Here is a 14,556-nt window from a genome sequence, read left to right on the forward strand (position 1 = left end):
AAAAAGATTAACGTTTTGAGAACTGACGAGAACGACGAGCTTTACGCTTACCTGGCTTCTTACGTTCAACAACACGTGAATCACGAGTCATCATACCCTCTGGTTTAAGGATAGCTTTAATCGCTGGATCAAATGCAACTAGTGCACGAGAAATACCATGACGAAGTGCATCAGCTTGACCACCGAAACCACCACCTAAAGTAGTAGCAACGATATCAACTGATGTATCTTGCTTAGAAAGAACTAATGGTTGTTTAACACGAAGCTTCTTAGCTTCAAGTCCACCTAACCATGCGTCTAAAGAAAGACCATTGATTGTGATGTTACCTGTACCTGGAGTTAACCATACTTTTGCTATTGACGCTTTACGACGACCTGTTGCATAAATTTTTGCCATGTGGTTAATCCTTACTTAGCTAGTTGTGCAGTGTGAGGGTGTTCAGCACCTGCATAAATTTTTAATTTTTTAAGCATCTTAGCACCAAGCTTAGTTTTAGGAAGCATACCACGAGTAGCTAATTTATATAGTTTCTCAGGGTTTTTCTCTAAAAGCTCAGTCATTTTAACACTCTTAGTTGAACCGAAGTAACCTGAGTGAGAAAAATATTCTTTGTTTGCTATTTTACCAAGACCATTAAATTTAGCCTTAGAAGCGTTGATGATAACTACGTAGTCACCACAGTCAATATTCGGAGTCCAACAAGGCTTACGCTTACCACGAAGAGCTGTTGCTACTTCTGTAATCATACGACCAAATGTCTTACCTTCAGCATCAATCAAAATCCACTTTTGATCAATCTGTTCTGGAGTTGCAATTTGTGTAAATTTCATTCAAGAACCTTTCATTTATTTAAGTGACGGAAGTATAACCACATATACTTACAAGAAGCTTAAATTAAGGTTCAATTAATTTAAAAATAGTTATTAATTTCAACTATTATCTAATCCTCTTCATACTCTATAAAATCATCTTTACTTGCTCCACAATCAGGACAACTCCAATCATCGGGAATGTCTTCAAATGCAGTTCCCGGAGCTATATCACCATCTGGGTCACCTACAACAGGATCATAAATCCAATCACATACTTCACATATATATTTCTTAGCCATAATATTTCCTTTTTTTGTCTTTTGTATATGGTACCTAAACTTTAGTAACCTTTACAGAGTCTTCAAGAAGATAAGCAATATAACCTTTTACCTCATCACCAGTTATCTCTTTGATAGCTTTAACGTAGTAGTTTACTTGTTTTACATGCTTATCAGAATAACTCATGGAACTCTTATAGTCTATAACTGCCCAGCTTCCATCACTCTGTTTTACAAGAAGGTCAATATAACGAAGGTTGTCTTTATATCTTAAAGCTTTTTCTTTATAGTAATCTCCAGATGATAGAGAAATAAACTCTTCATTTTCTAAAAGTTTGATTACTCTAGATTCTATCTCTTGTATCTCTGCATCTTCTAAGGAGTAACCATACTTATTTATCATCATATCTTTAGCATTACTAACTGCCCCAAGAGTAAAGCTTCCTAGCATCTCTAACATATAGTGAGCTGCCAAACCAAAATTTATGGCTTTTAAGTCCTCTTCATTACTCTCTTCAAGTTTTAAAATATCACTCTGAGTTCCATAATACATATCAGAGTAGATTAGTTTTTTAAATGGCGTTAGAACTTTCTTATCTGCATTTGTATTTTTACAAATAAGTTCTCCACTACTATTGTGAATAAGGTCTAACATATCAAATGTTGAGTCTTTTGACTTTACTATAACAAAGAGGTTTTCCCTCGCTCTTGTGAAAGCAACATAAAGAGCATTAAGAGAATCTTCTTTTGCCAAGTACTTCTCTTTTGCAAGTGCCTCTTCATACTCTGCATCTATAGCATCTCTACCTTTTATGCGCAGATATACATCTTCTAGTTTTATACCGTTATACTCATAGATGATGGCATCTCTTGCAGGTGGAGCTTTTTTAAGTCTGTCCATAACTATAACATGCTCATACTCTAGACCTTTTGACTTATGAATAGTCAGAACTCTAACACCGTTAAGGTCAGATGCAGCCCCACTTGCATCTAATCTCTCATACTCAAATAAAAGAGCTTCGATATCTTCATACTTCCCTACAACATCCAAAAAGCGAATAAGATGAAAGTCATCACTAAATAGTCTGTACTCACTTATAACATTTTTAATAACTCTAAGAAGTTTTGTCTTAGTCAAGTTTACTCTTGGTATATCTCTTACTTCTTGGTTTATAAGTGCGAAAAAGTTATGTTTATAGATATCTTCGCCAAAGTACAGATACTTCAAGTATTCCAAAACAGCTTTAACACTCTTTTGGTTTATAAGTTTTGTAGTTGTCTCTGTTACAACTTCTATATTTTCTTCTTGGAGCATCTGCTTTATAACTTCTCCATCACCATTTGTCGCACAAAGAATTGCCACTTCATTAATATCTGCACCAAGTTGTAGAAGTCTTTTTACTTGAGTGATACTAGTCTCTATAACTTCATCACTATTGATAACTTCTACATACCCTGCATTTGCCTCTGCTCTTACATCTTGAGGCGCATAGTTGTTTATCTTTCCTGTGAAAGTTTTGTTTACAAACTCTATAACTTCTCTTTGCGAGCGGTAGTTTGTAAGAAGCGGTTCTACTTCCATTTGACACTCTTCTTTTACAGCTCCAAACAAGGCACTTACACCACCACGAAATCTATAAATAGACTGCTTAACATCTCCAACAAAGAAGAAACTTCCATCTTCGCTAACTCCACTTCCTGAGAGTATCTCATCTATAAGTGGCTTTAGTATCTCATACTGCAGTATGCTAGTATCTTGAAACTCATCAAGAAGAATATGTTCTATTGCCGAGTCTAGTCTAAAGTATAAAAACTCACTATCTATACGCTCTTTTAAGATGTGGTAAACCAAAACTGTAACATCATTAAAGCTTAGTTCACTGTCTTCTGTATATAGTGCTTTTTTTGCTTTTTGGTAGATGCCAGTCAACTCATTTAGAGCATAGAAGAAGTTTTGCTCTTTTGCTCTGTTTTGGTTTTTCACTGCATCTTGGATTTTAGTAAGTAGTGAGTTCATATCTGGAGTAAAACACTTTGAAAAAGTTCTATAATCTAGACTTTCTCTTCCTATCCAAGACTTAGATGCCAACTCTTCAAAGTCCTCTGCATCTACAGCTTTTTTAACAGTCGCAGATGCCGCGTCGCATCTATCTATGATATCACGAAGATAACCTAAGTTCTCCATAGCCTCTTGCTCAAAATGTAAAAACTCTTGTTTTTCAAACTTTAGATGCGATAGTTCTTGGTGTTTTATGTAAAACTCATCAAGCAGAGTAAATATATCTCCAAGTCTCTTTTTGGACTGAAGAGAAAGAGTGATAAGAGTATTTTTCTTACCAGCTACACTTACCTCTTTTAAAAAACGTGAAAGTAGTTTCAACTCATGCTGAGAACTCATAGTTGTAAAGTCTGGCATTAAAGATGCATAAAGAGAGAACTTACGAAGTATCTGAGCGAAAAATTTATCAATTGTCATTATCTTAGAGTTTGAGTTTAAAAACTCATCTAAGATTCTCTTTCGCTCATGCAGTAAAAACTCACGAGAAAAGCCTGTAACTTTAACTATCTCATCAAGCTCACCACGAGACTCCAACTCTTCTAAAGTAAGAACAATTCTCTCTTGCATCTCAAAGGCTGCTTTGTTCGTAAAGGTAAGAGCCAAGATTTTGTTAGGAGTTGCACCTTTAAACAAAAGAGAGAGATAACGCACAACAAGCATAAATGTCTTACCACTTCCCGCACTTGCTTCGTAGGCTAGATTGTTTTTAAACATCTGAATCCAATAAGATGCCACTCTCTACGAAGTTACTTATTTTGTTTATTAATTCAATCTCACTATCTTCAAAATACTTAGTTCCTATACAATATTTATATATTTGAAATAGCTTTCCCGAGTTATCATCTATATATTTTAAATCATCCTTTAGTTTTTCACTTGGCGTTTGACTTTGTCCATCTTTCTTTGCATATATTTTTGATACCTCTTTTTTTAATGTATCTAAAAAATCTTCTTTATTAACTATTAATGCATGCAGTCTTGGAATATCCATCATTTTAGTTACTGTATCTGATGGCATATAATCTATCACAGAAGGCAATAAAAATTTATACCTACCTGTTTCATATTCTTTTAATCTCAAAATTAAATTATACTTTACGAATACTATAGTTATTAAAACTAGTATGAATATTTCTCGTTCTTCCTTCGCTTGCTCTTGATACTCTAAACAATTATCTAGAACTTGAATAAATATCCTTGCATTTTTCTCTTCAGTAATTTTTATAGCTTCTAATATTTTATCTTTGTACTCATCTAAAGCACTATATTTTTCTTTATATATAGTCTCGAATAACTCATCAACTGTAGGGTTCAGAAGCAAAAATTTATTTACACTTTTCTCTTTTATTCTACTAAATACTTCGCTATCGTTCTCTTTAAAAAACTCTTGATTAGTAATAATTACAGTTTTAGTTTTAAACACTTCTGTAAGATTTGTAATAAAACCAAATAAATCATTTAAATCTATTTTAGATGACTTTCTCTCAAAATAATCAAAGCAAATTACTCCGCCATTCATTAAACTTTCAATACCTTTTTTCATTTTCTGCTTATTATTCTCAGCTTCTACTTTTTCAGCACTTTTGTCTAATTCAACTTCTATTCCAAAAATAGAAACCTTTGGCATAAAACTAGTTACTTCTGTAAAAACTGAACATGCTGAACTTATTACTTTATTATCATCTTCAGTAGAAAGATTGTATGAAAATGAATATATTTCATTTTGTAACTCTTCAATAGAGTCTTTTCCATAAAGACTAATAAAGACATAACTTTTATCTTTTTCTTTCAAACCTTGAACAAGTTCTTTCTCAACTTCATTTTTCCAAAAATGAGTCTTACCACTTCCCCAAACACCACTAAGCATCAGTATCTCGCCATTACGATTGTCTTGTTTAAAGTAAGAATTTTCTCCTTCCATCAAATACTGTTTTATGTCACCTTGATTCGCCATTATATTGCCACCCTCTTGATATCATCAAACGATATTTTATTACTATCTATCAACCTAAAAAGTATATCTAGCGGTTTGCTTTGAGTTACTTCTGCTGTTTCGTATTTGTGAAATGCTCTGATGCCTCCACCAAAGATTTGAGATGCATCTTGTTGTGTGATTTGAAGTTTTTTTCTTATTCTTTTTAACTCGTCAGTTGTTAAGAAATGGTCTACTTCTCTTTTAAAGTTGGCTATTTGTAGTTTTGTTGATTTTAAATCTTTTTGGGACAAAAAAGCCTCTTTACATTCCATGCAATACTCACCAGACTGCGCAATCTCTATAGAGTGTTTTTTATATGTGTAAGTAGTCATTTCTGATTTGTACTCAATCTTGCCGTTACAGATAGGACACTTAGTCATGTTCGCTCCTTAAATGAGATAACGATTGCTTTGTTCGTTATTTGAAGTTTTATGTAAAGTTCTAGATTGTCTATCGTCTTATGATAAACATCTTGCCAAATCTTATTGTCACTATATGAAGTCATAGATTTATATAAGTCCCTATTTACTAGACTCATAATTATTTCTAGGACTTGTTCATCATCCAAACCTAAGTTTGTATAATCAACTCTTGCCGTTCTTGTAACAAAATATTGACCATCACTTATTAAATCTTTTGCGTATTGCAGACTATAATGAGCAACTTTCTTTTGAATGAAACTTTCCTCTGCTACTGACAATATTAACCAAATAGGTTAATATTGTCAAGCTATATAATTTTACTTATCATAGCTCTTAAAACAGAATATAATTAAATCAATTGCATATTGTCATGCTTTACAAATTCTTACTCTCTCCCACACATAATCTTATACTCACAAAAGAGACAGTTTTTCACTTCTTCACATTTTTCAAAGTTTACGTCTTCTATCATTAACAAGTCTTTTATATTTGACTGTAGTATTTCAAGTTTTTCTTCTAAAAAAGCTTCTGGAACTATTTTAGAATCTTTAAGGTCGTAGTATCCACATGCACTTACTTTGCCAAGACTAAGTGCTAAGAGATAGTAAAACTCCAACTGGAAGTCCGTTGCATCTTGAAATGTTTTTGCAGTGTATATTGGGTATGAGCCTGTTTTATAATCAAGTACGAACATTTCTCCATCTTTGACATCAACTCTGTCTATAATACCTCTTAAAGTCATTCCTGCGAATGAACATTCCAAAGACTTCTCACACTCTTTGACCTGCCAGCCATCTGCAAAACGATTTATCTCTTTTTCACAAAAAGTATCTAGTCTTCTTTTTTGCATATCTATAAGATACTTGTCCAACTCACTGCCACCACAAACATCATCAAGTTCATTGTTTAGGTCTCTTTTTAAATAATCTAAAGAACTATACGAATTTTGTTTGCTGTATAACTCTTTTAGTGCATCATGAACAGCTGTTCCTATTTCCCATTCTGCTGGCATATCTTTTGGAATATCGTGCTGATTTATAAGTTGTACATATTTATGATAGTATTTTCTCTTACACGTCAAAAATGTTTTTAGTTTTGTGGCTGATAGTTTTACATCTTTAAAACTATGCTCCATTACTATCTTTTTTTCTTCTTTTATAAGAGGTAAAGATTTCTCAAAAAGAACCCCAGCATAGTCTAGTTCTTCATGCTCATTTTTAGCCTTGATACCTAGATGCTTTAAAAATATAGATGCATTGCTTTGTTGTGATTCTACAAAAGAGATTGCAGCTTCTTTAGATGAGTTTATCAGCATCTCATAGTAATGTTTTTGCAGGTTTTCTCTATCGCTCATTGTTGGAAGATTTGCCATCTCTCTTATGTTTGTATTTAAAAACATATCTTTGTCACTTCGTCTTGGAACATTAGAGTCACTAAAGTCAACTATAACGACTGCATCAAAGTCTATGGCACGAGTTTCAAGTACACCCATAACCGTAACCTTACCACCTCGTACATCATCTATAGTTGTAGATACAAGGCGTTGAAGGAAAAGAGATATAAGTGATTTTATACTCATATCTTTCATACTTGGAAGTATGTTCTTTAGAGCATAAACTTGTTCGTTAAATATTTTCTTCTCTACTTTTGTAGCTTCACAATTCTCTAAAAAGCCCTGTAAAAATTCTATGATATTTACTTCTTCAACTTTTTTATAATAGATGCTAAATAAAGTCTTGTATATCTCATCACCAACTCTCTCTAGTCTTGCACTATTTTCTTGTGATAGTTGCTCTATCGCTTTACACGAAGAGTTTAGTTTTTCATATACTTTTGTTTTAGAGTATGGCTCACCCATCGCAAAGTTAAAGTTATGCTTGTTATCAAAAGTCTTTAAAAGTGTTGCAAATTTTTCATCTGGAAGTATTACAGCTATTCGCTCAGGTTTATATCCACTCTGAACATACTCATAAACTTTTTTCTTTACAAATGCCACTTGAAGCATAGTTTCACTAAATGATTCACAAGAGATTATTGTGTCTTTTTCTATACTCTCTTTTTCTAGAACTTCTTTAGTGTTTAGAGATATTTTGTATTTGAAACCTACTTCAAGCTCAAAACCTAAAAACTCTGCGAACTTGCTCTGCATCTTAGTGTTGAATTTAGATGTATCAAAGATGATGTTCACATTGCTATACTCACTACACTTTTGTAAAAGTTCAAGCTCAAAGTTTGTTAGATGACCTACAGCGTGCAAGTCAATAGTTTTATGCGAAGATGCGTACTCTTCATTAAAAGTATAAAGCTTTGGTAAAAATATTTTATCGAGGATTTTTCTCTCATTACAGAGAGCCTCATATCTTCTATATAACTCTTGAAGTATTGTAATATGCTCTTCATACTCAGCGTAAATATCTGAAGTATCTAGAGTCTCTATGTCATACAACTCAGCACTTAACTCTTCAAAAAATTTAAATATATATGATGAGTTTTTAGTAAAGGTAAAAAAGTTTCTCTGAATCTGTAAAGAGTCAAATGAGTTAAAGTCAGAAGCTTCAAGAAGAAGCAGAACTCTACTATCTTCATCAGTCATTTTAAAATCTTTAACAATGCATAGTTTTGAGATAAATTCACTCATAGTTAGGTAGTTAGGTAAGAATAGCGTTGAGTGTTCTATTTTGAGTTGCTCATGCCTGATAGCACGAGCTGAAGGTAAAATTATCGTAGTTTCATTCATAGGCGTATTATAGCCTAGTATTCGTAAGTGACTTTTTCTCTTGTATCAGCTTTTACGTTGTAAAATCTTTGAACATCTCCAACACTTACTTTAGCCATAATATCCCATCTACCTTCAACAGGTAGTTTAATAGAAGGAAATGTATATACACCATTTTCATAATTTGAAGATTTCAAAGTTTGATCATGTTTATGGTTATTTGGTCTTGTAACCACAACTTCTATTTTAGCATTACTTACAGCTTGTGATTCTAAATCACTTACCTTGTATTTTATAACACTGCTGTCTAAACTAAGACCCTCAGTTACATAAGATATTTTATATTTCTTATCAAATGCTATACGAGCATTTATAAGATCGTTAGCCTTTGCATCTGCTTCATGATAACCCATCATATATGTATCACTATTCTCAACAGGAAGAGTGCTAGTGATTATAATAGTAGCAACACAAGCTCCAAAAACTAATGCTATTGATGTACCTATTGCGTATGGCCAAATTTTTCCATTACTTTTGCTCAAGTCTTTTCCTTCTTGCATATAATCTTCTTTTTGTATAAAGAAATATAGCATAAACAATAAAACCGTAGAACAACACTTTTACAAAAAATATACTAGTTTGGTTAGCACTGCCTACAGCATTCTCTAAAACTATTTCTTTAGACTCAGCTATCTGTTCTGCTATATCTGCATAACCATTAAACATAGATCCAGAGTACTTACCTAATAGTTCACCTTTTTTTGCCTTACCTGCAAGAAGAGGTAGTATTGTTCCACCACTTGTCATCTCACTAAAATCTAGATTTAGTATTGCAACAACAAATGCTTGGACTGGCGATGATATAGGGCTTAAAACTTGTTCTTTGTCAAAATACTCATATAAAGAATTTGGATAAGCTAGGATATCTACCTTTGAATCCATTTCTGAAAATGTAAGAAGTACTGTTGGTGAAGAAAATTCCTTCATTAACTCTTGTTCATACTGAACTATACTGCTTCCATATGGTAACTCTTTAAGCATTATAAGTCTTAAAGATATTCCTGTCTTTTCATATAGTTCAGATCCAAGTTTATTTACTTCAGCATCAAATGCTTTGTTAAAAATAACTGTATCTTTATATAAATATTCTGCACTTAGTGATGTTTGAAAAAAAATTGTGAGGATGAGGGCATAAAGCCCTCTACTTAGAAATTTCAATGAAATTTCCTTAACCGACGAAAAGGTGATTTGGTGTTAAAACCACGTAAGCTGTATAAATGGCCATGATAACTAGACCCCATGAAATTATTTTTTCCATTTTTTCACACTCCTTACTTCACATCAACAATATGTTTTGCATTATCAGTGCTAAACATCTTGATTGATTTTTCATCTTTTACATCGTAATAGTTAGTTGCACTTGTATTTTGAACATTAAGACCCCAAACTGTAAGACCAGCTAGGATTAAAAGTAATAATACTGTTGCAATTAACATACCAGTTATACCATCAAGAGCAAATACGCTTCTGTTTTCATTCATACCTGACTCCTTAGTTGCTTAAGCTAGTGATGTATGCACCAACAGCTTCTTTTTGCTTAGCATTAAGTCTATCAAATGCCGGCATTTTACCGATTGCGCCTTTTTTACCATGGTTAAGAATATTAGTAACAAGTGCTGGACTAAATGTTGCAACACTAGGTGCTACATACTCCATACCTTTACCATCTTCACCGTGACAAGCTGCACAAGTTCCAACAAATACGTCAGCACCAGTTCCAGTCATACCATTTGCAACATAAGCAGATACTACATCTATTTCAGCATCAGTAATAAGTGATCCAGTGTTAGTATTGAAAAGTCCATTACGATCAGGCATTGGCATTTCAGAACCTAGTAAATGATTGTTTGAACCATTTTCTATAGCAAACTTAACAGTTTTAGCTTCGATTCTTTGGTTAAGATTTGCAGCTTTTCCATCAATACCATCAGCTTTAAGACCGTGACAAATTTTACATTCTGCAATAAATACTGACTCACCCATTTCAACTAGTCTGTCACCAGTAATTGAGGCATACTGTGCTTCAAACTTAGCATTATGTACTGCAACATCTTCATTGTACTCACCGATTTGTGAATATGAATTTACTGGATAACCAGCTATAAAATACCACATTCCCCAAACCATAGTAAGCAAGAACATAATTGCCCAGCCTTTTGGAACCTCATTTAAATACTCACCAACACCATCCCACTGCTCATCAGCAAGTTGACCATCTGCAGTATCTGTTTGCATTTGACGAACATACTTAATAACAACAAATACTGTAATTACAACAAGTGAAATTGCAGCTGCTACTGTAAGCATGTTTACAATGTCACCATTTAGACCACCCTCAGACATACCTACAGACATGTAAGTAAATCCAAGCATTGCTACTGTAATGACAATTCCCCAAAGATAAATCTTATTCATATATCTCTCCTATTTCTCTTTATCATCAGACATAGGTGATACCGGGGCATCTCCTATATCATCTTTAAGTGCTATATTGCCATAATCTTCATAGTCATGACCATCCGCATCTTTCCTTTTTGTGTATAAGTGATATATATACGTATAAAGAAATACAACTAAAATGACTGTAAGTGCAAAATAACCATAAGCTTGTAATTCAGCAATATCCACTACAACCCTTTACTATTTAAGACTGTTTAAATATGCAATTAAAGCAACTATTTCAGGAATTTTCCCATTAGCTACTGCATCTTTAACATCTTGATCTTTCATGTCTTCTACAATTACTTTTGCTTCAGCTAAAGCTAGAACATTTGCATCTGCAAGACTTGAACCCATTTTAACAACCATAGTTGATCCATCTCTCATCGGAACTGGCTTGTTATAAGGAACTGAAAAGAATTGTGCAACTGTTAATTGCTCTGCAAATGCAGTATCAATGTCAGCAGCATTAGTAAACATCCAACGGTAAGCAGGCATAATTGAACCTGGAACAACACCTGATGGATCTTTCATATGATTTTCGTGCCAGTCAGTAGTACGGTAGTTACCTACACGCATTAAGTCTGGACCAGTTCTTTTAGAACCCCATAGGAATGGACGATCATATGCATACTCACCACTTAATGAGTAGTGACCATAACGATCAGTTTCCGATTTAAACGGACGAACTAGTTGTGAATGACAAGCATTACAACTATTTTTAATATAAACGTGACGACCCGCTAACTCTAAAGTAGAGTATGGAGCTGTACCGATTACAGGACGAGAAGATTGAGCAAAGTTTGGAAGTATCGTAACTAAACCAGCAAAAGCAACTGTTAAGAACACACCTACCGCAAAAAAGAACGGATGTTTTTCTAACCAATGAAACATATTAAATCCTTTCTATTAAGCGCCCATAGGCGATGCTGATTGTAGCTCAGACTCTTCAACAGGGCGAGCAGACATAGTTTTATAAATGTTATATGAGAACATTAAAAAACCTACTAAGTATAATAAACCACCAACACCACGAATAGTGTAGTAAGGGTGTAAAATTGTAACTGTATCAATGAAAGAGTAAGCTAAGTTACCAAATTCATCGTGAGCACGCCACATCATACCTTGAGTAATACCAGCGATCCACATAGATGTAAAGTATAAAACGATACCTAATGTTTGGATCCAAAATTGTGTAGCCATTAAAGACTTAGAATATATCTCACGTTTGAAAACACGAGGAGCCATATGGAAAAGTGCAGCCATAATCATAAAGCCAACCCAACCAAGTGTACCATCATGTACGTGACCAACAATCCAGTCAGTAAAGTGTGCTATTGCATTAACAGATTTAATTGCTTGAATAGGACCTTCTAATGTTGAGAACATATAAAATGTTGAAGCAAGAATCATAAACTTAATCAATGGAGAAGCTGCAACTTGTTGCCACTCGCCCTTCATTGTAAGAAGCATATTAATCGCTGAACCCCATGAAGGAAGAATCAGAATTACGGAGAATATTGAACCCATAGTCTGTACCCAGTCTGGAACAGTTGAATATAATAAGTGGTGACCACCAGCCCATAAATATACGAACATTAATCCCCAGAAAGAAAGTAATGATAACTTATATGAATAGATTGCTTGACCTGACTCTTTTGGTAGAAAATAATAAATCATAGCAACAATAGGAACAGTAAAACCAAATGCAACTGCATTGTGACCATACCACCATTGAACCATTGCATCATTTGTACCAGCATACATAGAAACTGAATGATACCATGCACCAATTCCACTCTCACCAGCAGCACTTTCTCCTAAAATTGTAGGAATCTCCATGTTGTTGAAAAGGTAAAGCATAGCTATACCTAAGAAAGTAGCAATATAGTACCAGATTGAAATGTATAATGATTTCTCACGGCGAATACCGATAAGACCAAATATACTAATACCAAATAAAACCCAAACAACAACGATAGCGATATCAATTGGCCATTCAAATTCAGCATATTCTTTTGAAGTAGTAATACCTAAAAATAGTGAAACAACAACTGCTGCAACACCTACTAAATATAACCAAAAATGCAACTTACCAATAAACATCAAAAAGCCTGACTCTGCCATTGACACTTTTAGTACACGTTGACCAACATAATACCAAGTAGAAAAAATACCACTTAGTGTAAAACCAAATATTACTGCATCTGTGTGCAGTGGACGAAGACGACTAAAGTTTGTGTATTCAGCTAGACCTTCTCCTAGAACTAAGTTTAGTTCTGGATATGCCATTTGAAATGCTAAAACTACACCGATGAGCATACCAACAATTCCTAAAATAATTGTAGTAAGCATGAACATCTTTGTAACTGTATAGTCGTACTCTAATGGACGATTCTCCATATATAGCCTCCTTAAAGATTCAAAGCAATTAAGTCTAATTAAATAGTGTTATATAATTAGACCAATTAACTCTGTTACTATATCCATTGAAAAGTTTAAAGAATCTTAAAAAGTGACTAATTCATGACAAATTTAACTATTTATTAGTTTTTTGTTTAATTTAGTAATTTTATTTGTTTTAAAGAAAGATGTTTGTTCTAATTAGGTTGTAATGTAATCTATTTATCAAAATGCCAAGAGGCATTTTAATATTATCTTTTTATAAGAGATAAAAATTCTGAGAATATATATCTACTCTCTTTAGGTCCAGGACTTGCTTCTGGATGATGTTGTACAGAAAATATTGGTGAATCATTATACTTTAAACCTTCAATAGTATCATCGAAAAGATTAGTATGAGTAACACTAGCTATTTCTACGATATTGTCAGGTACATTATAGTTATGATTTTGTGCTGTAATCTCTACAAATCCTGTTTTAATATTCTTAACAGGATGATTTCCACCATGGTGACCGAACTTAAGCTTAAATGTGTCATATCCATGAGATATAGAAAGTAATTGGTGACCTAAACAAATTCCAAACATAGGCACTTTAACAGCTATTAGTTTTTTGATTTGTTCTTGTTCTTTTTTTAGAACAAGTGGATCACCAGGACCATTTGATAAAAATACACCATCAATAGATTTTGAATTATATTTTTCTATAAGCTCATCTGCGCAAAAATCATTTGGAATAACTTCTACACCAATGCCTGCACTAACTATTTCATTTAAAATATTACGTTTAACACCAAAATCAATTACTGCAATATTTGCTTCTGGAGTTGGTGCTTTTTCATACTCAAATTTAGTTTCTGAGTAAGTTGAAGTTTCATGCTTATAAGCTTTTTTTGTACTTACTTCTTCGATATAGTTAACGTCTTCTATGCGAGGAGCATTTTCTAATATCTTTTTGAGTTCATCTTTATCACTAATAGTAGTAGATGCTACCATCATCATAGCACCCTCAGTTCTAATCATCTTAGTTAAAAATCTTGTATCTATATCGCAGATACCCATAATATTGTGCTTAATTAAAAAAGCATCTAAAGAAGTCTCTGCTCTAAAGTTTGAATATCTAGACTGATACTTTCTAACAATCATACCCTTAGCATGAGCTTTTGAACTCTCCATATCTTGATCATTAACACCAACATTACCAATTTCTGGCATCGTAAATGTAACAAACTGACCCGCATAAGATGGATCAGACATAATCTCTTGATATCCACTCATAGATGTATTAAAAACTATTTCACCAACAACTGTATCATCAGCACCAAAGCTATTTGCTTGTAAAAAAGTTCCATTTTCAAGATAGACATATACTTTTTTTGACACTTCACTCAT

16 protein-coding genes are annotated in these 14,556 nt (G+C 33.4%); all 16 read right to left on the minus strand.

Going from position 1 to position 14,556, the window contains the following annotated elements:
- Window positions 1–7: 7 nt before the first annotated feature.
- Complete coding sequence (gene rpsI, locus QZZ48_RS00930; protein WP_294960784.1) at window positions 8–397, minus strand: 30S ribosomal protein S9; 390 nt, start codon at window positions 395–397, stop codon at window positions 8–10.
- 11 nt (window positions 398–408) lie between these two features.
- The gene (gene rplM / locus QZZ48_RS00935; protein WP_294960786.1) at window positions 409–831 is read right to left on the minus strand and encodes a 50S ribosomal protein L13; all 423 of its coding nucleotides are present in this window, start codon (window positions 829–831) and stop codon (window positions 409–411) included.
- Window positions 832–941: 110 nt separating this feature from the next.
- Entirely contained in the window at window positions 942–1,112 is a 171-nt protein-coding gene (gene rd / locus QZZ48_RS00940; protein WP_294960789.1) for a rubredoxin, read from the minus strand.
- A 34-nt stretch (window positions 1,113–1,146) separates the two neighbouring features.
- Complete coding sequence (locus QZZ48_RS00945; RefSeq protein ID WP_294960792.1) at window positions 1,147–3,864, minus strand: RecB-like helicase; 2,718 nt, start codon at window positions 3,862–3,864, stop codon at window positions 1,147–1,149.
- Window positions 3,857–5,104: a hypothetical protein gene (locus QZZ48_RS00950; RefSeq protein ID WP_294960795.1), complete on the minus strand. Its 1,248-nt coding sequence runs from the start codon at window positions 5,102–5,104 to the stop codon at window positions 3,857–3,859. The genes QZZ48_RS00945 and QZZ48_RS00950 overlap by 8 nt, the downstream gene beginning before the upstream one ends.
- On the minus strand, window positions 5,104–5,505 hold the full coding sequence (locus QZZ48_RS00955) for a type II toxin-antitoxin system MqsA family antitoxin (RefSeq protein WP_294960798.1): 402 nt from the start codon (window positions 5,503–5,505) through the stop codon (window positions 5,104–5,106). Before QZZ48_RS00955 ends, QZZ48_RS00950 begins: the two co-directional genes overlap by 1 nt.
- Window positions 5,502–5,825 (minus strand): type II toxin-antitoxin system MqsR family toxin, encoded by a 324-nt coding sequence (locus QZZ48_RS00960; RefSeq protein WP_294960800.1) that lies wholly within the window; start codon window positions 5,823–5,825, stop codon window positions 5,502–5,504. Before QZZ48_RS00960 ends, QZZ48_RS00955 begins: the two co-directional genes overlap by 4 nt.
- A 107-nt stretch (window positions 5,826–5,932) precedes the next feature.
- Window positions 5,933–8,284 (minus strand): PD-(D/E)XK nuclease family protein, encoded by a 2,352-nt coding sequence (locus tag QZZ48_RS00965; RefSeq protein ID WP_294960803.1) that lies wholly within the window; start codon window positions 8,282–8,284, stop codon window positions 5,933–5,935.
- 14 nt (window positions 8,285–8,298) lie between these two features.
- Entirely contained in the window at window positions 8,299–8,805 is a 507-nt protein-coding gene (locus QZZ48_RS00970) for a FixH family protein (protein ID WP_294960806.1), read from the minus strand.
- Window positions 8,792–9,481 carry a 3-dehydroquinate dehydratase gene (locus QZZ48_RS00975; protein WP_294960809.1) on the minus strand — a complete coding sequence of 230 codons (690 nt, stop codon included), beginning with the start codon at window positions 9,479–9,481 and terminating at the stop codon, window positions 8,792–8,794. Before QZZ48_RS00975 ends, QZZ48_RS00970 begins: the two co-directional genes overlap by 14 nt.
- 113 nt (window positions 9,482–9,594) lie before the next feature.
- Window positions 9,595–9,804 (minus strand): DUF4006 family protein, encoded by a 210-nt coding sequence (locus QZZ48_RS00980; protein ID WP_294960813.1) that lies wholly within the window; start codon window positions 9,802–9,804, stop codon window positions 9,595–9,597.
- A 10-nt stretch (window positions 9,805–9,814) separates the two neighbouring features.
- Window positions 9,815–10,738: a c-type cytochrome gene (locus tag QZZ48_RS00985; protein WP_294960815.1), complete on the minus strand. Its 924-nt coding sequence runs from the start codon at window positions 10,736–10,738 to the stop codon at window positions 9,815–9,817.
- Window positions 10,739–10,747: 9 nt separating this feature from the next.
- Window positions 10,748–10,951 (minus strand): cytochrome c oxidase, cbb3-type, CcoQ subunit, encoded by a 204-nt coding sequence (locus tag QZZ48_RS00990; protein ID WP_294960818.1) that lies wholly within the window; start codon window positions 10,949–10,951, stop codon window positions 10,748–10,750.
- Between the two features lie 12 nt (window positions 10,952–10,963).
- Entirely contained in the window at window positions 10,964–11,656 is a 693-nt protein-coding gene (gene ccoO, locus QZZ48_RS00995; RefSeq protein WP_294960821.1) for a cytochrome-c oxidase, cbb3-type subunit II, read from the minus strand.
- A gap of 15 nt (window positions 11,657–11,671) precedes the next feature.
- Window positions 11,672–13,165: a cytochrome-c oxidase, cbb3-type subunit I gene (ccoN, locus tag QZZ48_RS01000; RefSeq protein WP_294960824.1), complete on the minus strand. Its 1,494-nt coding sequence runs from the start codon at window positions 13,163–13,165 to the stop codon at window positions 11,672–11,674.
- Window positions 13,166–13,416: 251 nt separating this feature from the next.
- Complete coding sequence (gene carA, locus QZZ48_RS01005; protein ID WP_294960859.1) at window positions 13,417–14,556, minus strand: glutamine-hydrolyzing carbamoyl-phosphate synthase small subunit; 1,140 nt, start codon at window positions 14,554–14,556, stop codon at window positions 13,417–13,419.

Origin of the sequence: Sulfurimonas sp. (assembly GCF_016744025.1) — a bacterium.
GTDB lineage: Bacteria > Campylobacterota > Campylobacteria > Campylobacterales > Sulfurimonadaceae > Sulfurimonas.

What these genes read in the sequence shown, in the direction of transcription:
- QZZ48_RS00955 (WP_294960798.1), bottom strand. Translation starts at nt 5,505, where the DNA reads ATGACTAAGTGTCCTATCTGTAACGGCAAGATTGAGTACAAATCAGAA.
- QZZ48_RS00965 (WP_294960803.1), bottom strand. Translation starts at nt 8,284, where the DNA reads ATGAATGAAACTACGATAATTTTACCTTCAGCTCGTGCTATCAGGCAT.
- ccoN (WP_294960824.1), bottom strand. Translation starts at nt 13,165, where the DNA reads ATGGAGAATCGTCCATTAGAGTACGACTATACAGTTACAAAGATGTTC.
- QZZ48_RS00980 (WP_294960813.1), bottom strand. Translation starts at nt 9,804, where the DNA reads ATGAATGAAAACAGAAGCGTATTTGCTCTTGATGGTATAACTGGTATG.
- rd (WP_294960789.1), bottom strand. Translation starts at nt 1,112, where the DNA reads ATGGCTAAGAAATATATATGTGAAGTATGTGATTGGATTTATGATCCT.
- rplM (WP_294960786.1), bottom strand. Translation starts at nt 831, where the DNA reads ATGAAATTTACACAAATTGCAACTCCAGAACAGATTGATCAAAAGTGG.
- QZZ48_RS00945 (WP_294960792.1), bottom strand. Translation starts at nt 3,864, where the DNA reads ATGTTTAAAAACAATCTAGCCTACGAAGCAAGTGCGGGAAGTGGTAAG.
- ccoO (WP_294960821.1), bottom strand. Translation starts at nt 11,656, where the DNA reads ATGTTTCATTGGTTAGAAAAACATCCGTTCTTTTTTGCGGTAGGTGTG.
- carA (WP_294960859.1), bottom strand. Translation starts at nt 14,556, where the DNA reads ATGAGTGAAGTGTCAAAAAAAGTATATGTCTATCTTGAAAATGGAACT.
- QZZ48_RS00950 (WP_294960795.1), bottom strand. Translation starts at nt 5,104, where the DNA reads ATGGCGAATCAAGGTGACATAAAACAGTATTTGATGGAAGGAGAAAAT.
- rpsI (WP_294960784.1), bottom strand. Translation starts at nt 397, where the DNA reads ATGGCAAAAATTTATGCAACAGGTCGTCGTAAAGCGTCAATAGCAAAA.
- QZZ48_RS00985 (WP_294960815.1), bottom strand. Translation starts at nt 10,738, where the DNA reads ATGAATAAGATTTATCTTTGGGGAATTGTCATTACAGTAGCAATGCTT.